This is a genomic window from Rhodopseudomonas infernalis, from assembly GCF_022271405.1.
GTDB lineage: Bacteria > Pseudomonadota > Alphaproteobacteria > Rhizobiales > Xanthobacteraceae > Rhodopseudomonas > Rhodopseudomonas infernalis.
The window spans coordinates 26006-45457 of sequence record NZ_JAJNAL010000002.1 but is presented as its reverse complement, the minus strand read 5'-3'; the positions used below and the strand labels follow the sequence as shown (position 1 = coordinate 45457).

Annotated in this window: 15 protein-coding genes; 5 read left to right on the top strand and 10 right to left on the bottom strand. The window is 64.2% G+C overall.

All coding sequences use genetic code 11. The annotated features are described in order from the left end of the window. Window positions 1-12: 12 nt before the first annotated feature. The gene (locus tag LPW26_RS01930) at window positions 13-537 is read right to left on the bottom strand and encodes a hypothetical protein (RefSeq protein WP_238732556.1); all 525 of its coding nucleotides are present in this window, start codon (window positions 535-537) and stop codon (window positions 13-15) included. Between the two features lie 13 nt (window positions 538-550). After that, window positions 551-2797, bottom strand: a complete 2247-nt coding sequence (locus LPW26_RS01925; protein ID WP_238732555.1) for a CHASE2 domain-containing protein — start codon at window positions 2795-2797, stop codon at window positions 551-553. A gap of 238 nt (window positions 2798-3035) precedes the next feature. Here LPW26_RS01925 and LPW26_RS01920 point away from each other — a divergent pair, with 238 nt between their 5' ends. Then, the gene (locus LPW26_RS01920) at window positions 3036-3464 is read left to right on the top strand and encodes a hypothetical protein (protein WP_238732554.1); all 429 of its coding nucleotides are present in this window, start codon (window positions 3036-3038) and stop codon (window positions 3462-3464) included. A gap of 26 nt (window positions 3465-3490) precedes the next feature. On the opposite strand, the gene LPW26_RS01915 is transcribed toward LPW26_RS01920, so the two are convergent. The 3 genes from LPW26_RS01915 to LPW26_RS01905 form a co-directional block, all read right to left on the bottom strand. Then, on the bottom strand, window positions 3491-5239 hold the full coding sequence (locus LPW26_RS01915; RefSeq protein WP_238732553.1) for a FecR domain-containing protein: 1749 nt from the start codon (window positions 5237-5239) through the stop codon (window positions 3491-3493). Between the two features lie 124 nt (window positions 5240-5363). After that, a complete protein-coding gene (locus LPW26_RS01910; protein WP_249785010.1) occupies window positions 5364-6680 on the bottom strand; it encodes a tetratricopeptide repeat protein in 1317 nt (438 codons plus the stop codon). Window positions 6681-6906: 226 nt separating this feature from the next. Beyond that, complete coding sequence (locus tag LPW26_RS01905) at window positions 6907-7581, bottom strand: Spy/CpxP family protein refolding chaperone (RefSeq protein ID WP_238732867.1); 675 nt, start codon at window positions 7579-7581, stop codon at window positions 6907-6909. Window positions 7582-7872: 291 nt separating this feature from the next. Here LPW26_RS01905 and LPW26_RS01900 point away from each other — a divergent pair, with 291 nt between their 5' ends. Beyond that, window positions 7873-8358 (top strand): anthrone oxygenase family protein, encoded by a 486-nt coding sequence (locus LPW26_RS01900; RefSeq protein ID WP_238732551.1) that lies wholly within the window; start codon window positions 7873-7875, stop codon window positions 8356-8358. A gap of 143 nt (window positions 8359-8501) precedes the next feature. Further along, window positions 8502-8969, top strand: a complete 468-nt coding sequence (locus LPW26_RS01895) for an SRPBCC family protein (protein WP_238732550.1) — start codon at window positions 8502-8504, stop codon at window positions 8967-8969. On the opposite strand, the gene LPW26_RS01890 is transcribed toward LPW26_RS01895, so the two are convergent. Both LPW26_RS01890 and LPW26_RS01885 read right to left on the bottom strand, forming a co-directional pair. Further along, window positions 8958-10328, bottom strand: coding sequence for an SIR2 family NAD-dependent protein deacylase (locus LPW26_RS01890; RefSeq protein WP_238732549.1), 1371 nt, complete (start codon window positions 10326-10328; stop codon window positions 8958-8960). The genes LPW26_RS01895 and LPW26_RS01890 overlap by 12 nt on opposite strands. A gap of 876 nt (window positions 10329-11204) precedes the next feature. Further along, window positions 11205-12830, bottom strand: coding sequence for a peptide chain release factor 3 (locus tag LPW26_RS01885; protein ID WP_238732548.1), 1626 nt, complete (start codon window positions 12828-12830; stop codon window positions 11205-11207). A gap of 241 nt (window positions 12831-13071) precedes the next feature. Here LPW26_RS01885 and sugE point away from each other — a divergent pair, with 241 nt between their 5' ends. Further along, complete coding sequence (gene sugE, locus LPW26_RS01880; RefSeq protein WP_238732547.1) at window positions 13072-13386, top strand: quaternary ammonium compound efflux SMR transporter SugE; 315 nt, start codon at window positions 13072-13074, stop codon at window positions 13384-13386. An 18-nt stretch (window positions 13387-13404) separates the two neighbouring features. Here the strand turns inward: sugE and corA are convergent, their stop codons facing one another. From corA to LPW26_RS01865, 3 genes are all read right to left on the bottom strand, one after another. Next, window positions 13405-14439 carry a magnesium/cobalt transporter CorA gene (gene corA / locus LPW26_RS01875; RefSeq protein ID WP_238732546.1) on the bottom strand — a complete coding sequence of 345 codons (1035 nt, stop codon included), beginning with the start codon at window positions 14437-14439 and terminating at the stop codon, window positions 13405-13407. An 80-nt stretch (window positions 14440-14519) separates the two neighbouring features. Next, window positions 14520-15530: an inorganic phosphate transporter gene (locus tag LPW26_RS01870; protein WP_238732545.1), complete on the bottom strand. Its 1011-nt coding sequence runs from the start codon at window positions 15528-15530 to the stop codon at window positions 14520-14522. A gap of 15 nt (window positions 15531-15545) precedes the next feature. Then, window positions 15546-16190, bottom strand: a complete 645-nt coding sequence (locus LPW26_RS01865) for a DUF47 domain-containing protein (protein WP_238732544.1) — start codon at window positions 16188-16190, stop codon at window positions 15546-15548. Window positions 16191-16762: 572 nt separating this feature from the next. Here LPW26_RS01865 and LPW26_RS01860 point away from each other — a divergent pair. Then, complete coding sequence (locus tag LPW26_RS01860; RefSeq protein WP_238732543.1) at window positions 16763-19375, top strand: DUF4407 domain-containing protein; 2613 nt, start codon at window positions 16763-16765, stop codon at window positions 19373-19375. Window positions 19376-19452 lie beyond the last annotated feature (77 nt).

The following is a 19452-nucleotide window of genomic DNA, read 5'->3' as shown; positions in this document are numbered from 1 at the left end:
TATATGGATAACCTACTCTAAGAGACAGCGGTTCAGCTTGTCGAAATCAAAAAGACTATTTCCATCAAATGCTAGGAACTCAAAAGGCGGAAACTCTACTTCAGCCTCAAAGATTCGAGCCCCCATCTCACAGCGTCCGGATTTTTCACGGGCGACGCTATACTCAGCCAACCCCGACGTCTTCGCCATCGCAACGATTTTTTTCTTACGACAAGGGTCGATGTCATCCACTGTTGTCGCTAAGCTGGAAATGAAGCAAGAATACATAATATACGATAGATTGTAGTAATTAGTCTGCAGACCTTGAATTGCTAAGCGAAGCGCGTTCGACTTTACGTCATTTTGGATTGCCAGATATCTCAGCTTCCGAGCATCCTCATCGAACTTTGGCTTGATATCTCCACGGATCATTTCGCGCAGATGTGATAATTGGTCTGGTGATAATGTCTGGGACGAAGCCTCGCAAGAAGCATTGAAGAACGTGACAAGACAGCCGAGAGCCAGCCCTCGGAAGATTCGAGAAATGCCTATTTTCACTTGAAATGCTTCCTTATACTAAACGTCTGTAGAAATGATCGTATAACCCGATCAACGCCGGCCCAGCATGGACGCGACAGCGCTCGAGTGCGGACCGACCGCCGACCGCATCGCCGGCCTTGAGCGCCGCGAGCAGCGCGGTGTGGGTCTGCTTGAGGGCGGCGAACCGCGACGTGCCGGCGAGTGCCTCGTCGCCGGCGAGCGCGTAGAGCCGCGTCGGCTTGGACTTGCCCTTCAGCATGATCTCGCCGGCCTCGAGCAGCGCCAGGCCGGGCGCGGCGCGCGCGACGTCTTCGGAGACGAGCAAGTCGCTGCGGAATTCCTTCGAGGCGCTTTCGATCCGCGCCGCGACGTTGACCACGTCGCCCATCGCCGAGTAGTTGAAACGCTTGGCCGAGCCCATATTGCCGACGCAGGCGGAGCCGGTGTTGATGCCGACACCGATCCGCACCAGCGGATCGGTGAGCCCGCGCGCCGCGAAGCCGAACGCGTCGGCGTCGTTGAGCTGCTCGACCACCGCCCGCATCTTCAGCGCGGCCCGACAGGCGCGCGTGGCGTGATCCGGGACGTCCACGGGAGCGTTCCAGAACGCCATGATGGAGTCGCCGATATATTTGTCGATGGTGCCGAGTTCATCCTGGATCGCGTCCGACAGCGGCGACAGCAGCGTGTTGATGAAATCGACCAGCTCGGTCGCACTCAGCGTTTCGGAGATCGGCGTGAAGCCGCGCACGTCCATGAACATGACGCTGACATCGCGGGTCTCGCCGCCGAGCCGCATCGGCTCCGTCGATTGTTCGAGCTTGGCCAACAGCGCCGGCGCGAGGTACTGCCCGAACGCCTGGCGGACGAAGGTTTTTTCGCGCACCGAGGCGACGTGCAGCACGCGCTCGACCGCCACGTAGGTCGCCAGCGTCGCCAGCGATGGAAACACCGGATCGATCAGCAGCCGGAAATGCGAAAATGCGATCCAAGAACCGCCGATCGCGTTGAGGAACACCACGCCGCAGGCGATCAGCGAGAACCGGGCGCCGGCGATCAGCAGCAGCGCCGTCACCAGCGTGCCGAGCAGCAGCGTCAGCACGATCTCGAAGCCGTCCGCCCAGTCGGGCCGCTCGATGAAATCCTGCGCGATGATCTGCTCGATCAGTTGCGCCTGGATCGCCACGCCCGGGATCACCTGCCCGAGCGGCGTGGCGCGGGCGTCGAGCAGGCCGGAGGCCGAGGTGCCGACCAGCACGATCGTGCCTTCCAGCCGCTCGCGCATCTCGGCATCCTTCGCCGGATCGAGCACATCCTTGACCGACATGGTGCGGCTGGGCTGCTCGCGGTGATAATAGACCCAGACTTCGCCGTCGCGCGTCAGCGGCAGTTTGAACTGGCCGACCCGCATGTCGACCAGCGCGGCGCGGCCGGTGTCGGCGTCGCCGCTGGCGCCGGTGCCGCGCACCACGATGCCCTTCTGGTTCTGCGCCACGCGCAGCGCCTCGATGGCGAGGCTCGGGTAGATCTGCGTGCCGTCCGACATCAGCATCGGCAGCCGCCGCACCACGCCGGCGCTGTCGCGCGCCGACAGGTTGATGGCGCCGATGCCGGCGGCGGCCTGATCGAGCAGCGGCAGATTCGACACCGCACCGCGGAACGCCGGCAGAACCTGCGTCGGCGTCACACCGACCACCGCCAGCCCGGTCTTCACCGTCGGCCGCGACGTGTTCGGGACGCGGCTGGCCGCGAAACCGAGCACGGTCGGCGTCGTCTGCATCGCCTGTGCGAAGGTCGTATCGTGATCCGGCAGGCTCTTGAGCAGCGCGATGGTGAGATCGCGGTCGGGCAGATCGGCGGTGCCGAGTTCGCCGATGAGCCGGCCCGGCGTCGTGCGGTCCGGCTCGGAGAAGATGATGTCATAAGCCACCACGCCGGCGCCGAGTTCGCCGAGCCGCCTGGTCAGCGCCGCCAGCCGCGTCCGCGGCCACGGCCACTGCCCGAACGCCGCGAGCGAGGCCTCGTCGATGTCGACGATCCGCACCGGCAGATCGGCCACCGGCCGCGGCGACAGCCGCTGATAGGCGTCGAAGGCGCGCTCCTTGATTTCGTTGACGATGCGCGGATCGTAGGCGCGGAGCGCGGTCAGCAGCATCAGCGTCGCCAACGCCGCGGCGACGGCCCTGACCGACTTGCTGCGCCCGAGCCGCCGCAACCGCACCCAGGCGGCCGCCGCACGGCTGCGCAGCGGATGCGCTCCACGGCTCAGACGCCGCATAGCTCACCCCGATTTGACGCACCGCACAGCCGGCCGCCGCGCCGCCGTCCGAACCACGAGCCATGATGAAGACGGAACCGGTTCATGCAATCGAACGTTGAGGTAGCAACGACGGGCCGGATGATTCCGGACCGCAACAACAGAGGTCGCGATGTTAGGAAGATCTGCCGGGTCTGGCCACTGCTTTCGCCGCATGACCGCGACAGTCCTGGCGACGAGGCGATGAGGGAGCGAGGCGATGCTGCGAAGGGAATCCCCGGCCGAGCGACTTGGTTCGCTCCTCGCCCTGGCAATGCTGCCGCTGGTCGCGATCGCCATCTACGCGTTCATGGCTCGCGCCCACGGCCATCCGCATCTCCAGCAGATTGCCGACGAGGCCGCTATCGCCGGCGTCCACGCCCTCGCCGCGAGCGATCATTCCACCGAAGCCGGCCGCCACGCGGCCACCACGGTCGCCGCCAGGCGCGCGATCGGTGATCAACCGGCCACGATCCGATCGGTCACGCCATCGGCGGACAAGCTGTCGGTGTCGATCGAACTGGTCGACCCTGCCAGCAACGCCGAAGCGACCTCGATCGCCCGCTACGTGCCACCCGGCGTCAGGCCGGCCGGGCAGCAAGCCGCTGCGGTTTCCGGTCATGCCGGCCCGGTGGCGCATCGTTTTTGAGCCGCGCTGGCCCACCGCCGGGGCGATTACTTCATCTTCGCGGCGAAAATCCCGGAGCCGAGATAGTTGGTACCGGTGAGCGCCACCGCGCCACCCATTTCGCCCACCGGGCTCGATACGCCTCTGAAGAAGCTGCCGGTCAGCGCCATCTGTCTGTCACCGGTGTTTCCGGCGAGCGAGCCAACGAAATTGCGCGGGTCCTGCATGAACTGCACCTGGCCGACGTAGTTGGTGCTGTCCAGCCCGGTCACCGTCACCTGGCCGGTGCGCGAGCCGAAATTCACCGTGTTGCTGAAATCGGCCGACGCCACGTAGTTGGCGCCGTTATTGTCGATATTGGCTATGACGTGACCGTTATAGGTCGCTACGCCATAGGTCGGCACCTCGGCGACCGTCGTCGGACGGCCCGCGACCCAGAAGCCGAGCGCGTTGTCGAGATAAGGCCCCTGAGTGCTTTGGCTGGTCCACAGGCCCCAGCGCGTGTAGTCGCATTCGCAGAAGGTGGTGGCGGTCGAACCACTCTCCGCGGACAGCATCCGTGCCGTCTCGGGAGTCACCGTGATCATCGCGGCGGTGTGGTTGGTGATCGCCATCCCGTTGATGGTCGACAATGGCTTGCCGGTCTTGTCATGCGCGGCGCTGCCGCCGAAATTATTGTAGTCGGCATAGACGCTTTGCGGGTCGAGCGCCGGATCGGTCGAGCCGAACTGATAGGAGAAGTCGGACGGCAGATAGGCCGAGTCCGGCGGATGCGCGACCTGACCGTTGAAGTTGGCCTGCATCCGCCCTGAGGTCCCGTCGAGCGCGACAGTCGCCGTGCCCCCGATCAGGCCCGTTGAGGGACCGCTCTCTGAATCATTGACGAACGTTCTCATCAGGCCGGTGACGAACCCGGACAGCGACAACGACGGACGCGGATCCGGCGGTGGCGGTGGAGGCGGCGGCGGATTGGGCGTCGGCCGCTGATCGATCTGCTGCTGCACCGCGGCCTGCTGGGTCGAGGTCTGGATCGTCTGGGTCAGCGTTGATGCGACCGGCGGCGGCGGTGGTGGCGGCGGCGGCGAAGGCGTCAGCGAACCCGCGACCGAACCGCCCGGCGTGCCGGTGGCGCGTGCTTCGGCGCGTCGGACATTGGCCGGCGACGCGGTGCCGCGCGCGACACCGCCGCTCTGGCCGCTACCGCTCTGGAACAGCTGGATTTGGCTCAGCACAAAATTAGGTGGCGGCGGACCGGGCGGCGACGGGCCCTGCCCCGGCTGCAACGCGGTGTATTCCCCGGCTCCAAGCGACACCGTGGTGCCGCCTGCCGACACCGTCAGGGCGCCGTAGCCGGCATAGACGTGCCCGACGCCGATCAGCGCCACGCCGCCGCGGATGCCGACCGTCGCCGACGCGGTCTTGATCTCGGCGTCGCCGCTATGGCTGATCTGGCCGCCGACGAACCGCAACGCGCCCTTGCCGAGCGTCGCCGCCAGCTTGCCGCGGCCGGCGTTCGGGTCGTAGACGTATTCGTCGATGGTCAGATCGCTGTTCGGCCCGATCGTCATCGAGGTCTTGTCGACGAACAGCAGCTGCACCGAACCAGCGGAGGTCGTCTGGATCCGCTCCTTGTGGGTGATCGACGAGCCGATCGCGATGGTGCGCATGTTCGCGGTCGCGTTCGGATTCACCGCCGACGCCTTGCCGACCTCCTGCGCCAGCGCGCTGCTGCCGAGCAAGGCGACGATGAGCGCGGCGAACGCGCTGCGGCCGACGCTCACCACCGCCTTCGTCATGGCCGGGCTCGTCCCGGCCATCCACGCCTTTGACGCCGCTGTCTCTGCAAGGCGTGGATGCCCGGCACAAGGCCGGGCATGACGGCGGAGGGAAGTGGGTCTAATCATTCGCATCGCCATCCCCTCAAAACCGCAGCGTCGGGCCGACCGAGGCCGACAGATTGTCGGTGCGGTAGTTCGGCAGATTGGAGTCGATCTTGGTGTAGGTCACCTGGGTGCGCAGGCCGATATTGTCGACGAGTTGCGCATCGAAGATCGCGCCGTAGCGATATTCCTGGTCGCGGCGGACGATCACCGGATCGACGATGAAGTTCGGTGCGTCGTAGCTGGCCTGGCTGAAGCCCGCGGTCGGCGCGAACACGAAAGCGCGCGGCGCGCCGAACACCGGCAGCACGAACTCGATCGGCAGTGCGACGTCGATCGAATAGCGCTTGTAGCTGTTGTAGTCGGCGACCGCCTTGTTGCTGTCGAAGCCCGCGCGCGTCGTCCAATGCACCCCGCCCCAGCGGAAATCCGTCAGGATGGCCGCCGTCAACAGGTCGCCGCTCTGGTCGCTGGCGGTCGGGAAGTAGTTCGAGTCGCTGAAGCGGCGATGCCGGGTTTCGACATAGCCCTCGACCAGGCCGAGGCCGCCGATCTGGGTGCGCGCCGACAGGCCGCCGCCGAGCGCGTTGAAGTAGCTGTAGTCGCCGAGCCAGACCTTGTCGCCGATCGCGTAGTACTTGAACGAGGAGTCCTGCCCCAGCCCGACGCGATGGCCGGCCGTGACCTCGATAAAGCCGAGGTTGAACTGGCGCTGTGTCATCTGCCGCGAGTTCAGGCCGAGGAAAGTCGTCTCGATCGCGTCGCCCCGCAGATTGAGCTTGTAGGCGTAAGCCGCCGCGACCGACTGGAAGGCGTTCCAGTCCGGCTTCTTGCCGAAGCGCGGGTCGAGAATTGCATCCTGGCCGAGCGCGCGCACCTGCAGATCGTTCGGGCCGATGTTGGCGTTGGTCTGGTAGCGCATGCCGGAATGCATGAAGACGCTGTATTCGTAGGGCGCTAGCCGTCGGTCGATCTCCGACAGATAGGCCATCACCTGAGCACGGATGTCGGCCGGGACGTTGCTGCCCTTGATGGCGTCGAGCAGATAGCCGCGCGCGATCTCGTAGGAGGCAAGTTTGAAATACAGCACGCCGAGTTCGAGCTTCACCCGGGGCAGATCCGGATTGAAGAACAGCATGCGCTCGAGCGCGCCGATTGCTGCTTCGTAGTCGCCGCGTGCAACCGCCTCGTGGGCGAATTTGAAGCTGACGTCGAGATCGGACGGCCGTTGATACATCTGCGCGAACAGCGCATCGTAATCCGGCTGAACCGCCGATGCGGGGACGGGTTTCACCGCACTTTGCTGTGCGGAAGCGCCCGACGCGGCGACACCCATCGCCGCCAGCAGACCCAACATGGTGGTTCGTAACGTCACGCAGCACCCCGAAATCAAATGCGATCGAAACCGATGGCTCGTGCATGAGCTAATTCGTCGGGATTTTGCTGAGAACGTTCGCGCTACGGTACCATTTTCTGCGCCATCCAGGCGGGATTGCCCGCGGTCGTGGCTTTTGTGTCACGCGGGACACGATTCAATGTCCTGAAATCGAACGAGATCACACAAGACGACGCCGATTTGAGCATCAGTCCAGCCCGCGCTCCGTGCTGAGCCGGACCATTTCTGTGACGAAGATCGCTTTCTGCTTGTCGTCGAGGGTCGCAAACAGCGGCTCCGCAGCGTCTGCGACGGCGCGCTGGTCGGCGCCCCGGTCGTACAGGAATTGCGCCTCGTTGCGCATCTGCTCGACGATGTCGTCCGGCGGATCGCGCTGCGCCCGCGCCTTGCGCAGAGCGAGCCGCTCGGCGCCGTGCTGGCCGAGATAGTGCATCGCGCTGGAGAACAGGCCCCAGTGCTTCTCCTGCTCCGGCGTGAGGTTCAGCTCACGCTTGATGCGTTCGATATTGGCGTCGGAATCGGCGACGATCTGCTCGGCGGTGAGTTCCGCGGGCACCGCGGCCGCCGGCGCCGCCTTGCCCTTGGCCTGCGCGGCCTTGGCCGCCCTCGCCTGCTTGCGCGCCTCGCGGGCGTTGCGCGGCGGTTCGGTCTGGGTCGCCGGCGCGGCCCGCGGCCGCACCGGGCCGGCCGCGCTCCGACCGTTCTGGCCGGTAACGCCGCCGAGCACCCCGCCGACGACCCCGACCACCCCGCCGATCGCCCCGCCCAGCACCCCGCCGACCGGCCCGGCCGCCTTGTTGCCCTCGCGCGCGCCCTGCTGCACGCCCTGAACGAGCCCCTGCGCGTGGGCCTGCGGCGCCATCGCCGCCAGCAACGCCGTCCCCGCGGCCAGCGTGATCAACACTCGGCCGCGTCGCAATCCAAGTCCCGGCATTCTCAAATGTCCCCATGCTCCGCGCCTGCATGCAACAGCGGACAGTGCGCAGATCGATTCGCCAGGAAGTCTGGCAGACGTCGGCGGCGGGGTGAAGGTGCAGCGCCAGGCGACGCGGCGCTTGCAGACCAATTCCAGGCTGCGATGAAGTGCCGAGTTGAAATCCCCGGCGCGATGCATTCGTCTTGCCCCGGCCGCACCCCGAAGCAGGTTCCCGCCATGACGCAGAGTCTCGTCACCATGCTGTTGTGGTTCGCCGCGATCGGCTGCGGCCTGATGGCCGGTGTGTACTTCGCATTCTCGGCCTTCGTGATGACCTCGCTGGCGCGGCTGCCGCCATCATCCGGCATCGCGGCGATGACCGCCATCAACACCGACATCGTCCGCTCGCCGTTCATGCCGCTGTTCTTCGGCACCACGCTGGCCGCGACCGTGCTGGCGGCGTTGGGCGTGCTGCACTGGGACGCGCCCGGCGCCACGGCGATGATCGCCGGCGGCGCGATCTACGTCCTCGGCATGTTCATCGTAACGATGGTCCGCAACGTGCCACTCAACAACGCATTGGACCGCGCCGATCCGGCGAGCGCAGCGGCGGCCGATTTGTGGACCAGCTACGTGCGCGACTGGACGTGGTGGAATCATGTTCGGACGAGCGCGTCGACTGTAGCGTGCGGAGTGTTCGTCGCGGGGCTGGTTGCAAGCTGACGTCGTCAGCCGCGGGTCCCCGCCGCATCGGCGCGACCGGCATCGAGGCGCACCGGACTCCGGGCATGGCGGCGGCGAAGCCGCTCGCCTAAACTGCCGCCAACGAAACCGCGCGCGGGCCAACGCGCCATCCGGGAAACGCCATGACCACCGACCGTTCACGCACGCAGACGCATCCCTTCGAAATCCGCCACGCCATCGACATCGCCGCACCGCCCGAGACCGTGTTCGACTACGTCACCAACCCGAAGTCGTGGCCCGAATGGCTGCCCTCCTCGCACGCCCTGGATTGCGACGATCGCCCGATGGGCTTCGGCGACACCTTCCACGAACACTGGTCGACCCGCACCGGCCCGGTCGACCTCGACTGGCTGGTCATCGCCTGCGACCGCCCGACCCTGTGGATCGGCCTGACCCAGACCAGCTTCATGGGCCCGGTGATGGTGCACTACACGTTCGAAGCGACCGCGGGTGGCACCACCTTCACCCGCATCCTCCGCAACCCTGCCCGCCCGAAGCCGCCGACGGCGGAGATGGTGGAGCGCATGAGCACGGAAGCGGAGTTGGGATTGGGGAATATCAAGAAGATTGTGGAGACATCAAATTCGTAAGGTGTAATCAATGCCATCCCGCACTTTTTCTAGAAGCGAGACGGCCTCCTTGGAATACTTATGAGAAACCGATTTTTGACCCGTTTTAACAGCACAATGATAGCAATTATCAGTTTCCATGATGTTGACACCCTTGTCTTCCGCAATCTTTCTTATCAATCGATGCGCCCCATGCCAAAGAGGGTATCCTAACTGCTGACCAACTTGCGTGAGAACGAACGGGTGGGTCAGATTAGCATTATTCGCCTCCACCAAGCCTAGAATTCTGGGAAGTTCCTTGTCTGAGCCGACAACATTTTCAAGAGTATCATAATCGACCTCGAATTTCTTCCTCGGAATGTCCGTTCTGATCAGGCGATACATCCTTGAAGCCATTGCACGGAGGACGCGCGTGTTGACTGCCCCTAACTCTCGCTCCTGTGCAATGGCCTTATAGATCCACCCGAAGTCGCCAGCCACGATCGCTCGTACTCTATATTGCCGCTCGCCGCTACCAACTACGTATTCCTCTCTCAGTTCATCGAGCTTGGGAGAGTCCCGCCACTGCACATAGAAGATATTCTTGATAAACCTCTCAGCGCCCCCGATGATCTCAGCGACATCCTCGATAATGTCGGTTACGTTTGGATCTCCGAAGCCATACCCAAAGATGAAGACGGGATGCTCAGCCAAATAAGTCAGAAGTTTTGCAGATATGTATTTTTTCTTGTGCCGATAGTTTCTGTAATCATCTTCAGTCAGCACTATTGTGGAAGGGTCATCCGTACTGCCATGAATCTTGAATATTTCGCCAACCATATTCAAGTTTGAACGGATGACTTGTTCACCCACAATGGGATCGTAACCATCAAACAAACTCTCGAGAAAATTGTCGTAGTTCGTCGTTATAATTGCATGAGGATTAGTGGTCTTTAATAAGAGCAACTCCTCAGCGCGCGGCAACTTTGCAATCTTCGCTTTACTGGGCATCACCTGTGAAATCAGGTCGCAAGCTAGAAATTTCAAATAATTACTTTGCGGCGTCCCCGCTTCAAAGTAGGCCTTGGGGAATCTTGCTTTTCCTTTTTTCCATGCCCACTCAAATACTCTTTCCTGAAGAACCTGCCCTAGAGGGATGGCCTCACCTCCATTCTTCTGGAGGAGATAGTTAAATTCGTCGTCATCCATTCCGATCCGGCCAGCAGCAAGCTTGAGCAATTCAATCCAACCGGGCGCCCCAAAGTACCTTCGAGAGAATCCCGAACCGATGAAAAACACCGGCTGACACTGCATCTCGTCGAGCGTGTTTCGGATTAGGGCATCCTGCTTGTCTACATAAGCCTGATGCTGCGGGCTATCTTTGACTTCCTCGGCAGGCATTCACATCACTCTGTCTGATAAAAGGCGGCCGACAAGATGACGCAACAACCAAAAGATGCAAGCATATAGAAACTCACCCGAGGAACTCATGCGAACACGGGTCTTGACAATTAGCGCGATTTGACTATATTCCTATTCATCCCGTTCGCGAGGGGCGCTTCTCGAGGGCGCTTGCGAGGCGGAGCGGGATACGGCGTCCGCGCGCGGGGTTCGCAGCCTCGCTCCCGGAGGCTTGGGGTTCCCGTCCGGGCCCACTACGGGGCCCTGCCGCTCATGCCGGCTGGACGCGGGACAGGCGAACGGCGGGAAACCGCCGGGATGGAGCGCTAAGGCGCTCCGGCCACGTCCCCGGAAGAACGGTCCCCTCGCCCATAATCGCCGGGGTGGCGCGCCGCAAGGCGACGCGCGGTCCACGCTCTCGCCGCTCGCGCTGGCGATAGCCGGATCGCGACACTACCAACGCCGCGCTTTGCGGCGCGCCGCCGCCCCTCATTTTCGGGGCGGCGCTCCTGGCAAAGCTCGGGCGCTTCGCGCCGCGAGGCTGCGGAGGCGTGGCTGTTTGAAGCTGTTATTTTTGAGCTGAGCGGCCGGGAGATTGCCGGCTGCGAGATGGCGCCGGCGGCCGTGCAGATCGAGGCATCGTCTCCAAGCACGACGTCATCGCCCGACTTGATCGGGCGACCCAGTATTGCAGAGCGCTTGTGTGCTGCCGGTGCAATCAATCGGCGCTCTGGGATACTGGGTCCCCCGCATTCGCGGGGGATGACGACGGTGGGCAAAGTAAAGGCGACGAATTAACCGGGCTATCAGAAGCTCTACTAGCCGAAGCGAGCCATCTGCAATGATGCATCATGAAACGGTGCGAGCGCCCTCGCCTCACGCCACCTTCTTCACGTCCTTGATCTCCGAGAACACGATGCCTTCGGCGCGGTCGCGGGTGTAACCGAGATAGAATTCGTTCTTGGCCAGATACACCGGGTCGCCGTCGACGTCGTCGGCGATCGAGGAATTGTTGGTGGTGATGAAGGTGTCAAGCTTCTTGCGGTCCTCGGCCGAGATCCAGCGCGCGAGCTGGAATTCGGAGACCTCGAAGTCGACCGGGAGCTGATACTCGGCTTCGAGCCGCGCCTTCAGCACGTCGAGCTGCAGCGGGCCGACGACGCCGACCAAAGCGGGCGCGCCGTCGCGCGGGCGAAACACCTGCACGACGCCCTCTTCGGACATCTGCTGCAGCGCTTCCTTCAGCTTCTTGGCCTTCATCGCGTCGCCGAGCCGGACGCGGCGGACGATTTCGGGCGCGAAGCTCGGCACGCCGACGAAGGTGACGTCCTCGCCCTCGGTCAGCGTGTCGCCGATCCGCAGCGTGCCGTGATTGGGAATGCCGACGACGTCGCCGGCGAAAGCTTCGTCGGCCACCGAGCGGTCCTGCGCGAAGAAGAATTGCGGCGCCGACAGGCTCATGTTCTTGCCGGTGCGGACCAGCTTGGCCTTCATGCCGCGCGTCAGCTTGCCGGAGCAAAGTCTGGCGAAGGCGATGCGATCCCGGTGATTGGGATCCATGTTCGCCTGGATCTTGAAGACGAAGGCGCTCATCTTCGGCTCGTCGGCCTCGACCTTGCGCAGGTTCGACTCCTGGGCGCGCGGCGGCGGCGCGTAGCGGCCGAGCCCTTGCAAGAGATCACCGACGCCGAAATTGCGCAGCGCCGAGCCGAAATACACCGGCGTCAGATGGCCTTCGCGGAAGGCCTCGAGGTCGAACGGCTTGCAGGCCTCGGTGGCGAGCGCCAGCTCCTCTTTCACCGCGGCGACGTCGAGATTGGGGTTGCGCTTGCCGAGGTCGTCGATATCGATCTGCTCGGCCGCTCCGGTCTTGGCGCCGCCGCCTTCGAGCAGGCGGATGCCGCCGGTCAGCACGTCGTAGGTGCCGAGGAAATCGCGGCCGCGGCCGACCGGCCAGGTCATCGGCGTGGTGTCGAGCGCCAGCGTCTTCTCGATCTCATCCAGGATGTCGAAGGTGTCGCGGCTTTCACGGTCCATCTTGTTGATGAAGGTGATGATCGGGATGTCGCGCAGCCGGCAGACCTCGAACAGCTTTCGCGTCCGCGCCTCGATGCCCTTGGCGGCGTCGATCACCATCACGGCGCTGTCGACCGCAGTGAGGGTCCGGTAGGTGTCTTCCGAAAAGTCTTCATGGCCCGGCGTATCGAGCAGGTTGAAGACGTGGTTCTCGAACTCGAAGGTCATCACCGAGGTGACCACCGAGATGCCGCGGTCGCGCTCGATCTTCATCCAGTCCGACCGGGTGTTGCGGCGCTCGCCCTTGGCCTTGACCTGACCGGCGAGATTGATCGCGCCGCCGAACAGCAGCAGCTTTTCGGTCAGCGTGGTCTTGCCGGCGTCGGGATGCGAGATGATCGCGAAGGTGCGCCGCCGCGCCACTTCATGGGCGAGCGAAGACGGGGTCGAGGACGGCGCGTCGGCCGGAACAGCGGTGTCGGACATACTCAGCCTGTGGCAGGGAAAGCCGGCGTAATCAAGGGCTTCCGGCGGGTCGCTGCGCGCCTGGTTGCGTGGCGCACCGCTGTCCCTCATATAGAGGTTCGAGGACGACCTCAAAATCACCTTTTCGGCCGGGACGACCCGGCTTCCTCGCAGACCGCGCCAAGCGCCGGTGCTATCCCGCTGGATGGCCTGCACATTTCCCCCGGGATCGAAACCGCCGGAGCTGCGCAAAGGAGGCCTCATGGCCTGGTTCTATCTGTTCATCGCCGGCCTGATGGAAATCGGCTGGGCGATCGGCCTGAAATATACCGAAGGCTTTACCCGTCTGGTCCCGACGGCGCTGACGCTGGCGGCGATGACGGCCAGCATCCTGCTGCTCGGCCTGGCACTGAAGACGCTGCCGATCGGCACCGCCTACGCGATCTGGACCGGCATCGGCGCGGTCGGCACCGCGGCGCTCGGCATCGCGCTGTTCGGCGATCCGGCCACGCTTGCCCGCCTCGCCTGCATCGGCCTGATCGTCGCCGGCATCATCGGGCTGAAGGTGGTCGGTTGAAGTCGCACGGGTCGGCGATCAGAGCCAGCCGACCCGCTTGAATCGGTAATACAGAAACCCGCAGACGCAGGCGATGGTGCCGAGCACGACGTAGTAGCCGTACTCCCACTTCAACTCCGGCATGTGCTCGAAATTCATCCCATAGATGCCTGCAATGGCGGTCGGCACCGCGAGGATGGCGGCCCACGCGGTCAGCCGCCTCGCGATCTCGGTTTGCTGGGCCTGTCCTGCCATCATGGCAGCTTCAAACACGAAGGCCAGGATCTGCAGAAGCTGATCGATGTCCTCTTCGGCGCGATTGACGTGGTCGAGGATGTCCCGGAACAGCGGCTTGAGCGGGGCATCGAGCGCGATCATGTCGCCATGCTCGAGCCGCTTGCAGACGTCGACCATCGGACCGACTGCCCGCTTCAGCTTGAGCAACTCGCGCCGTAGCCGATACAGACCGTCCATCTGGCCGAGATGCGAACGGCGCAGCACCTCTTCCTCGAGATTGTCGACCTCGCCCTGGATCCGGTCGATCACCGGGCGGTAGCTGTCGACGATGAAATCGAGAATGGCATAGAGGATGTAGTCTTCGCCCTCGGCGAACCAGTTCGGGCTGGCTTCGCAGCGCGATCTCACGACATTGTAGGAAGTCGACGCGCCGTGACGGACAGACACGACGTATCCCTTGCCGACGAAGATGTGCGTCTCGCCGAACGCAATCCGCTCGTGCTCCATCTGCGCGGTTCGGGCGACCACGAAGAAGGCGTCATCATATTGTTCGACCTTCGGCGGCTGGCGCGCGTTGGTAGCGTCCTCGATCGCCAGCGGGTGCAAATTGAGCTGCCCGGCAACCCGCGCCAGCAGATCCTTGCTGGGTTCGTGCAGACCGATCCAGACGACGTGGCCGTCCTTGGCGGCCCATTCGCCCGCCTGTTCGATCGTGATGTCGGCGACGAGCTGGCCGTGCGCATAAGCGCTCGCTGCGACGACACCGGGTTCACAGGACGGCGCGTGCGGTTTCGGCGGCGGCGCGTCGATGCTGCGCAATCGGGGCTGCTTCAGCATGACGGGCCGCACTTTCCTCAGCGATTGAATACCTTTGACAAGCGCGAGACGTTCGGCTGGTTCCGCCGCGTGCAGAGCGGTCAGAACGTCGGCAGCAGCCGCGTGCCCCAATAGGCTGCGGCGGCGACGATCGCCGAGGCCGGGATGGTGATCACCCAGGCATAGACGATCGAACTGGCCACGTTCCAGCGCACTGCCGACATCCGCCGCGCCGCGCCGACGCCGACGATGGCACCGGTGATGGTGTGGGTGGTCGACACCGGCACGCCGAGGAAGGTCGCCATGAACAGCGTCGCGGCGCCGCCGGTCTCGGCGCAGAATCCCTGCATCGGCGTCAGCTTGGTGATCCGCAGCCCCATGGTGCGGACGATCCGCCAGCCGCCCATCAGCGTGCCGAGCGCCATCGCCGACTGGCACGAGATCACTACCCAGAACGGCACCGAGAACTCGCTGCCGAGATAGCCCTGCGAGTACAGCAGCACGGCGATGATGCCCATCGTCTTCTGCGCGTCGTTGCCGCCATGGCCGAGCGAATACAGCGATGCGGAGGCGAACTGCAGGATGCGGAACGCGCGATCGACCGCGAACGGCGTCGAGCGTACCGACGCCCAGGACACGATCGCCACCAGCACCAGCGCCAGAAGGAAGCCGACCAGCGGCGACAGCACGATCGCCAGCAGCGCCTTCGACACCCCGCCCCACACAGCGGCCGAAAGTCCGGCCTTGGCCAGCCCGGCGCCGAGCAACCCGCCGATCAGCGCGTGCGACGAACTCGATGGAATCCCGAGCGCCCAGGTGACGATATTCCAGACGATCGCGCCGACCAGGGCGGCGAAGATCACCGCGGAGTCGATCACGCTCGGCTCGATGATGCCGGTGCCGATGGTGTTGGCGACGTGCAGGCCGAACACCAGGAAGGCGACGAAATTGAAGAACGCCGCCCAGAACACCGCATAGTGCGGCCGCAGCACACGGGTCGAGACGATGGTGGCGATCGAATTGGCGGCGTCGTGCAGGCCGTTCAGAAAGTCGAACAGCAGCGCGACGGCGATCAATCCGACCAGAATGGGCAGCCCGATCGAAGCATCCACAATACGGCCCTGCCCTTAGACCTGCTCGATGACGATGCTGTTGATCTCGTTCGCGACGTCATCGAAGCGGTCGGCGACCTTTTCGAGATGGTCGTAGATCTCGGCGCCGACGATGTAGTCCATGGTGTTGGCATTGCGGTGCTTCAGGAAAAGCTCCTTGAGCCCGATATCGTGCAGATCGTCGACCCGGCCCTCGAGCTTGCCGATCTCCTCGGTCATCGCCGTCAGCATTTGCAGGTTTGGCCCGATCGACTTCATCAGCGGCAGCGCCTTGCCCACCAGATTGGCGCTCTCGACCAGCAGCGCGCCGATCTCGCGCATCGGCGGCTCGAACTCGCGAACCTCGAACAGGATCACCGCCTTGGCGGTCTGCTGCATCTGGTCGATGGCGTCGTCCATCGAGGTGATCAGGTTCTTGATGTCGACGCGGTCGAACGGGGTGATGAAGGTTCGGCGCACCGCGGTCAGCACCTCGCGGGTAATGCCGTCCGCCTCGGCCTCGAAATGGCTGACCCGCTGGCAGTGCACCGGCGTCTCGTCGCCTCCCCGCAGCATGTCCTGAAGGGCATGCGCGCCGTGGACCACGGTCTCGGTATGCCGGGCGAACAGGTCGAAAAACCTCTCCTCCTTTGGCAGAAAGGCTCGAAAGTATCGCAGCATTGGAAGCTATCCGATTGATGACACTGGCCCGGGCGTCGGACGCGTCACAGGAGCGTCATAAAACACTTCAGGCGATGGCAGGCAACCCGCCGTTTCGCAGAACCGGGACCGGATCGCAACCCGCGGAAGTTCCCTCCCAGTGGCGTCGCCTCTCTCCGCCAAACGCTCTTTGCCGCTGACATTTTCGAGCCATCCCCAGAAACTGAGGAAGCTGCACTTGCATCGCAGCAAGTGCGGGCAGCCTGGCCAATCCGGCGAATCACTTGAGCCCCGACCGGGAGGCGGCACCCGAAGCCGAACGCATAGTAGCGGTAACCGAGGAAAGAACGCACCGACCGCGACCCCACCTCCCGGATTTTTTTGAGGACGGCGCGGAGCCCGAACGGCCGCTCCGCCCGATCCAAGTTTGTCTCTGACTATCACTACTTAGCAGCGCATGCTGAGCCGAAGTGAGAACTCGCGCGCGGCCCCTCAGGCGAGCGACGCGTATTGAATTCGTAAACGAACTGTTAAACTCGCGCGGACCTGTCACTTCCAACCGCGGCGCTTATCACCGCAGAATTTGGGCGGCCATGCTTCAACGCGCATTGGGTGTCATCGCCGGCGTCGATCGCAAAACGCTGTCGACCTGCCCGCCCTCGGACAAACTGTGGGCCGCGCATCTCGGCGCATCGCTCTGCCTGTCCTTCATCGTGGTGGTCGGCGTGTCGTTTCACGCCACCGGCTACATGATCGCGAATGTGTGGACAAGGCTGCTGGTCTCGGGCGTCATCGGCCTCACCGTGCTGATGTTCGACCGCGCGCTGTGCCAGTCCGACTGGTTCTATCAGGGCACGTTGTGGAATACCGCGCCAATTCAATCGAGCACCGAGGCACGGCAGACGGCGTGGCGGTTCGTCCGCGTCGGTATCAGGTTGATGATGTCGTTCGGGCTCGCCTGGGTCATCGCGATGTTTCTCGAGCTTGCGATCTTCTCCGGCACCATCAACGAGAAGATCGAGGCCGACCGGATCGCCGCCAACCAGCCGATCTATGCGAAGATCGCGCAGTACGAGGCCGGGCTGACCGCCGAGGCGGCACGCCGGCAGGCCGGGATCGACACGCTGGAAGCCCTGCACCGCGACGTCCTTACTGAAGCACCGGCGCTGGAGCCGATGCTTCAGAACCGCACCGACGATATCGATCAGCAGATGAAGGCGCTGGCCACACGCGAGTCCGATATCCGCGCCGACATCGGCCAGATCGATCGCACCATCCAGCGCTACATCGCCGACATGAACGCCGAGGAGTTCGGACTGAAAGCGGCGCCGAACAATTCCGGCCGGCCCGGCGCCGGGCCGCGCTACGAATACGCCCGGAAGCAGAAGGAAGCCTTCATCGCCCAGCGCGCCGCGCGCGAGGCCGAGATCGTCCAGCTGCACCAGAAGCGCGACGAGTTGCGCGCTGCGCAGGCCAGGGTCGCCGGCGACGCGTCGGTTTCGCGCGACCAGGAGCGCGCAGCGATCAGGGCCAAGGCGGATGCTTTGCAGGCCCGCATCGACGCAGCCCGCGCCGACCTGAAACAGTTCGAGGCCGCGAAGGCGGCCGACGTCGCCGACTTCCGTCAAAAGGCGCTGGCGCAATCCTATTATCAGGAGAAGAAGGACCGGATCGATCCGCTGACCCGGATCGCCGCCTATCAGGAATTGAAGAACGATCCCAAGGACGGCGCCACCATGACGCTGTTCTCGTGGATGACGCGCTTGTTCATCATCTTCCTGGAAATCGTTCCGGTGGTTGCGAAAATCTTCTTCTCGCCGCCCAGCGTCTATGCCGCGAAGATCCAGGCGCAGGTCGAACGCGCCCGGCAGCGCATCGAGAACAATGAAGACCTCGACGACGACAAGCCGGCCGCGCCGGCCCCTGCTCCCGCCATGGCGACGATCACGCTGCCGACCATGAGCCTCGACGCGGTCACGATGAAGCAGCCGGAGCCGCAACCAAAGGCCTCCGCGCCGGAGCCCCGCGCGGCACGTCCCTCGCCAGCGTCAACCGACCATGACGGCCGACACGCGTGGCCGGATGCTGCACGCGACGTTTACGATCCGCGCCGGATTGATCGCCGAGATGAGGAGATTTACAGCCGCTGGGACGACGAACGCCGCGCCCCGCAGCGGCACGCTTACCAAGATCGCGATCGCCGCCCGGCCGCGCGTCACGACTTCGACCGGGACTACGATCGGCGCGATTTCGAGCGCCGCAATCCGGATCGGCGGGACTATTCGGCGCGCGCCGTTGCACCGCACGACGAGCCTTCCGGATACGAGGCAGCTCCACGTTACGAACCCGCGCGCAGCCGCGCCACACGGTTCGCAGCGCGCGACTATGCGGACGATGAAGCTGTGTCCGATCACGGCGAGCCTGAGTACATTCCGAGCGAACTCGACGTCCGCAGCCTGATCCGGCCGCGACGTTCCGCACCTCGCCGCGACACGATGTACGAAGCGGACGCCGGCGAGACCTTCGCCGTCCGGAAGAACATGATGCCCGCGCGGCCGGTTGCCGAACGGATCGCGGCGGATGGAATGTCCCGGACGCAGGCCGCTCCGGTTTTCGTTGCGGACGCCAAGGTGAACGCGCTGGTGCAGGAGATGCTGGCCGTCCCGGACATAGCGCGCGTCCAGGACGCTGCGTCCGTCGCGGACCTGCCGCCGATGCCGCTGGGTACGCCCTCGGTGCGCCCGGCAGATTCGCTCGCCGCCGCACCGCTCCAGGTCACCGCGCCAGAATCGGTCCCGGCCGAGGACGCGCCGAGCCAGAGCGCATCGACGGGCGCCGAGGAGGCTGACGCATCGTTGTCCGTGGTCACGGAAGCGACGGCCGAGTCGAGCCGCCTTGAGCAGGCCCCGGCCAGCAGCGCGGAACTTCATCCTGAGCCATCTATGGCCCACACACCTACTGCCGAAGAACAGCCGCCGGCCGACGAGGTTCGCCGCGAGACCCATCTTGCCGCGGCGACCGGCAGTGCGGCTCCGAAATACGCCGCCGACGTCGAGAAGCTGATGAGCGAAGCGTTCGAGCTCACCAAGGTCCGAAAGAAGTCGTCCCGCCCGCGGCGCGAAGCTCCCGTCGCCGCCGAGCATCTCTCCGAAGCGGAACTTCCGCTCGGACCAGTTCCGGTCGACACCCTCTTGCCGAAGCCATAGGGACGCCAGCCACGAACCAAAAAAGCCGCCGCGCAATGCAGTTGCGCGGCGGCTTTGTTGTTCTGACGATCGGGCTG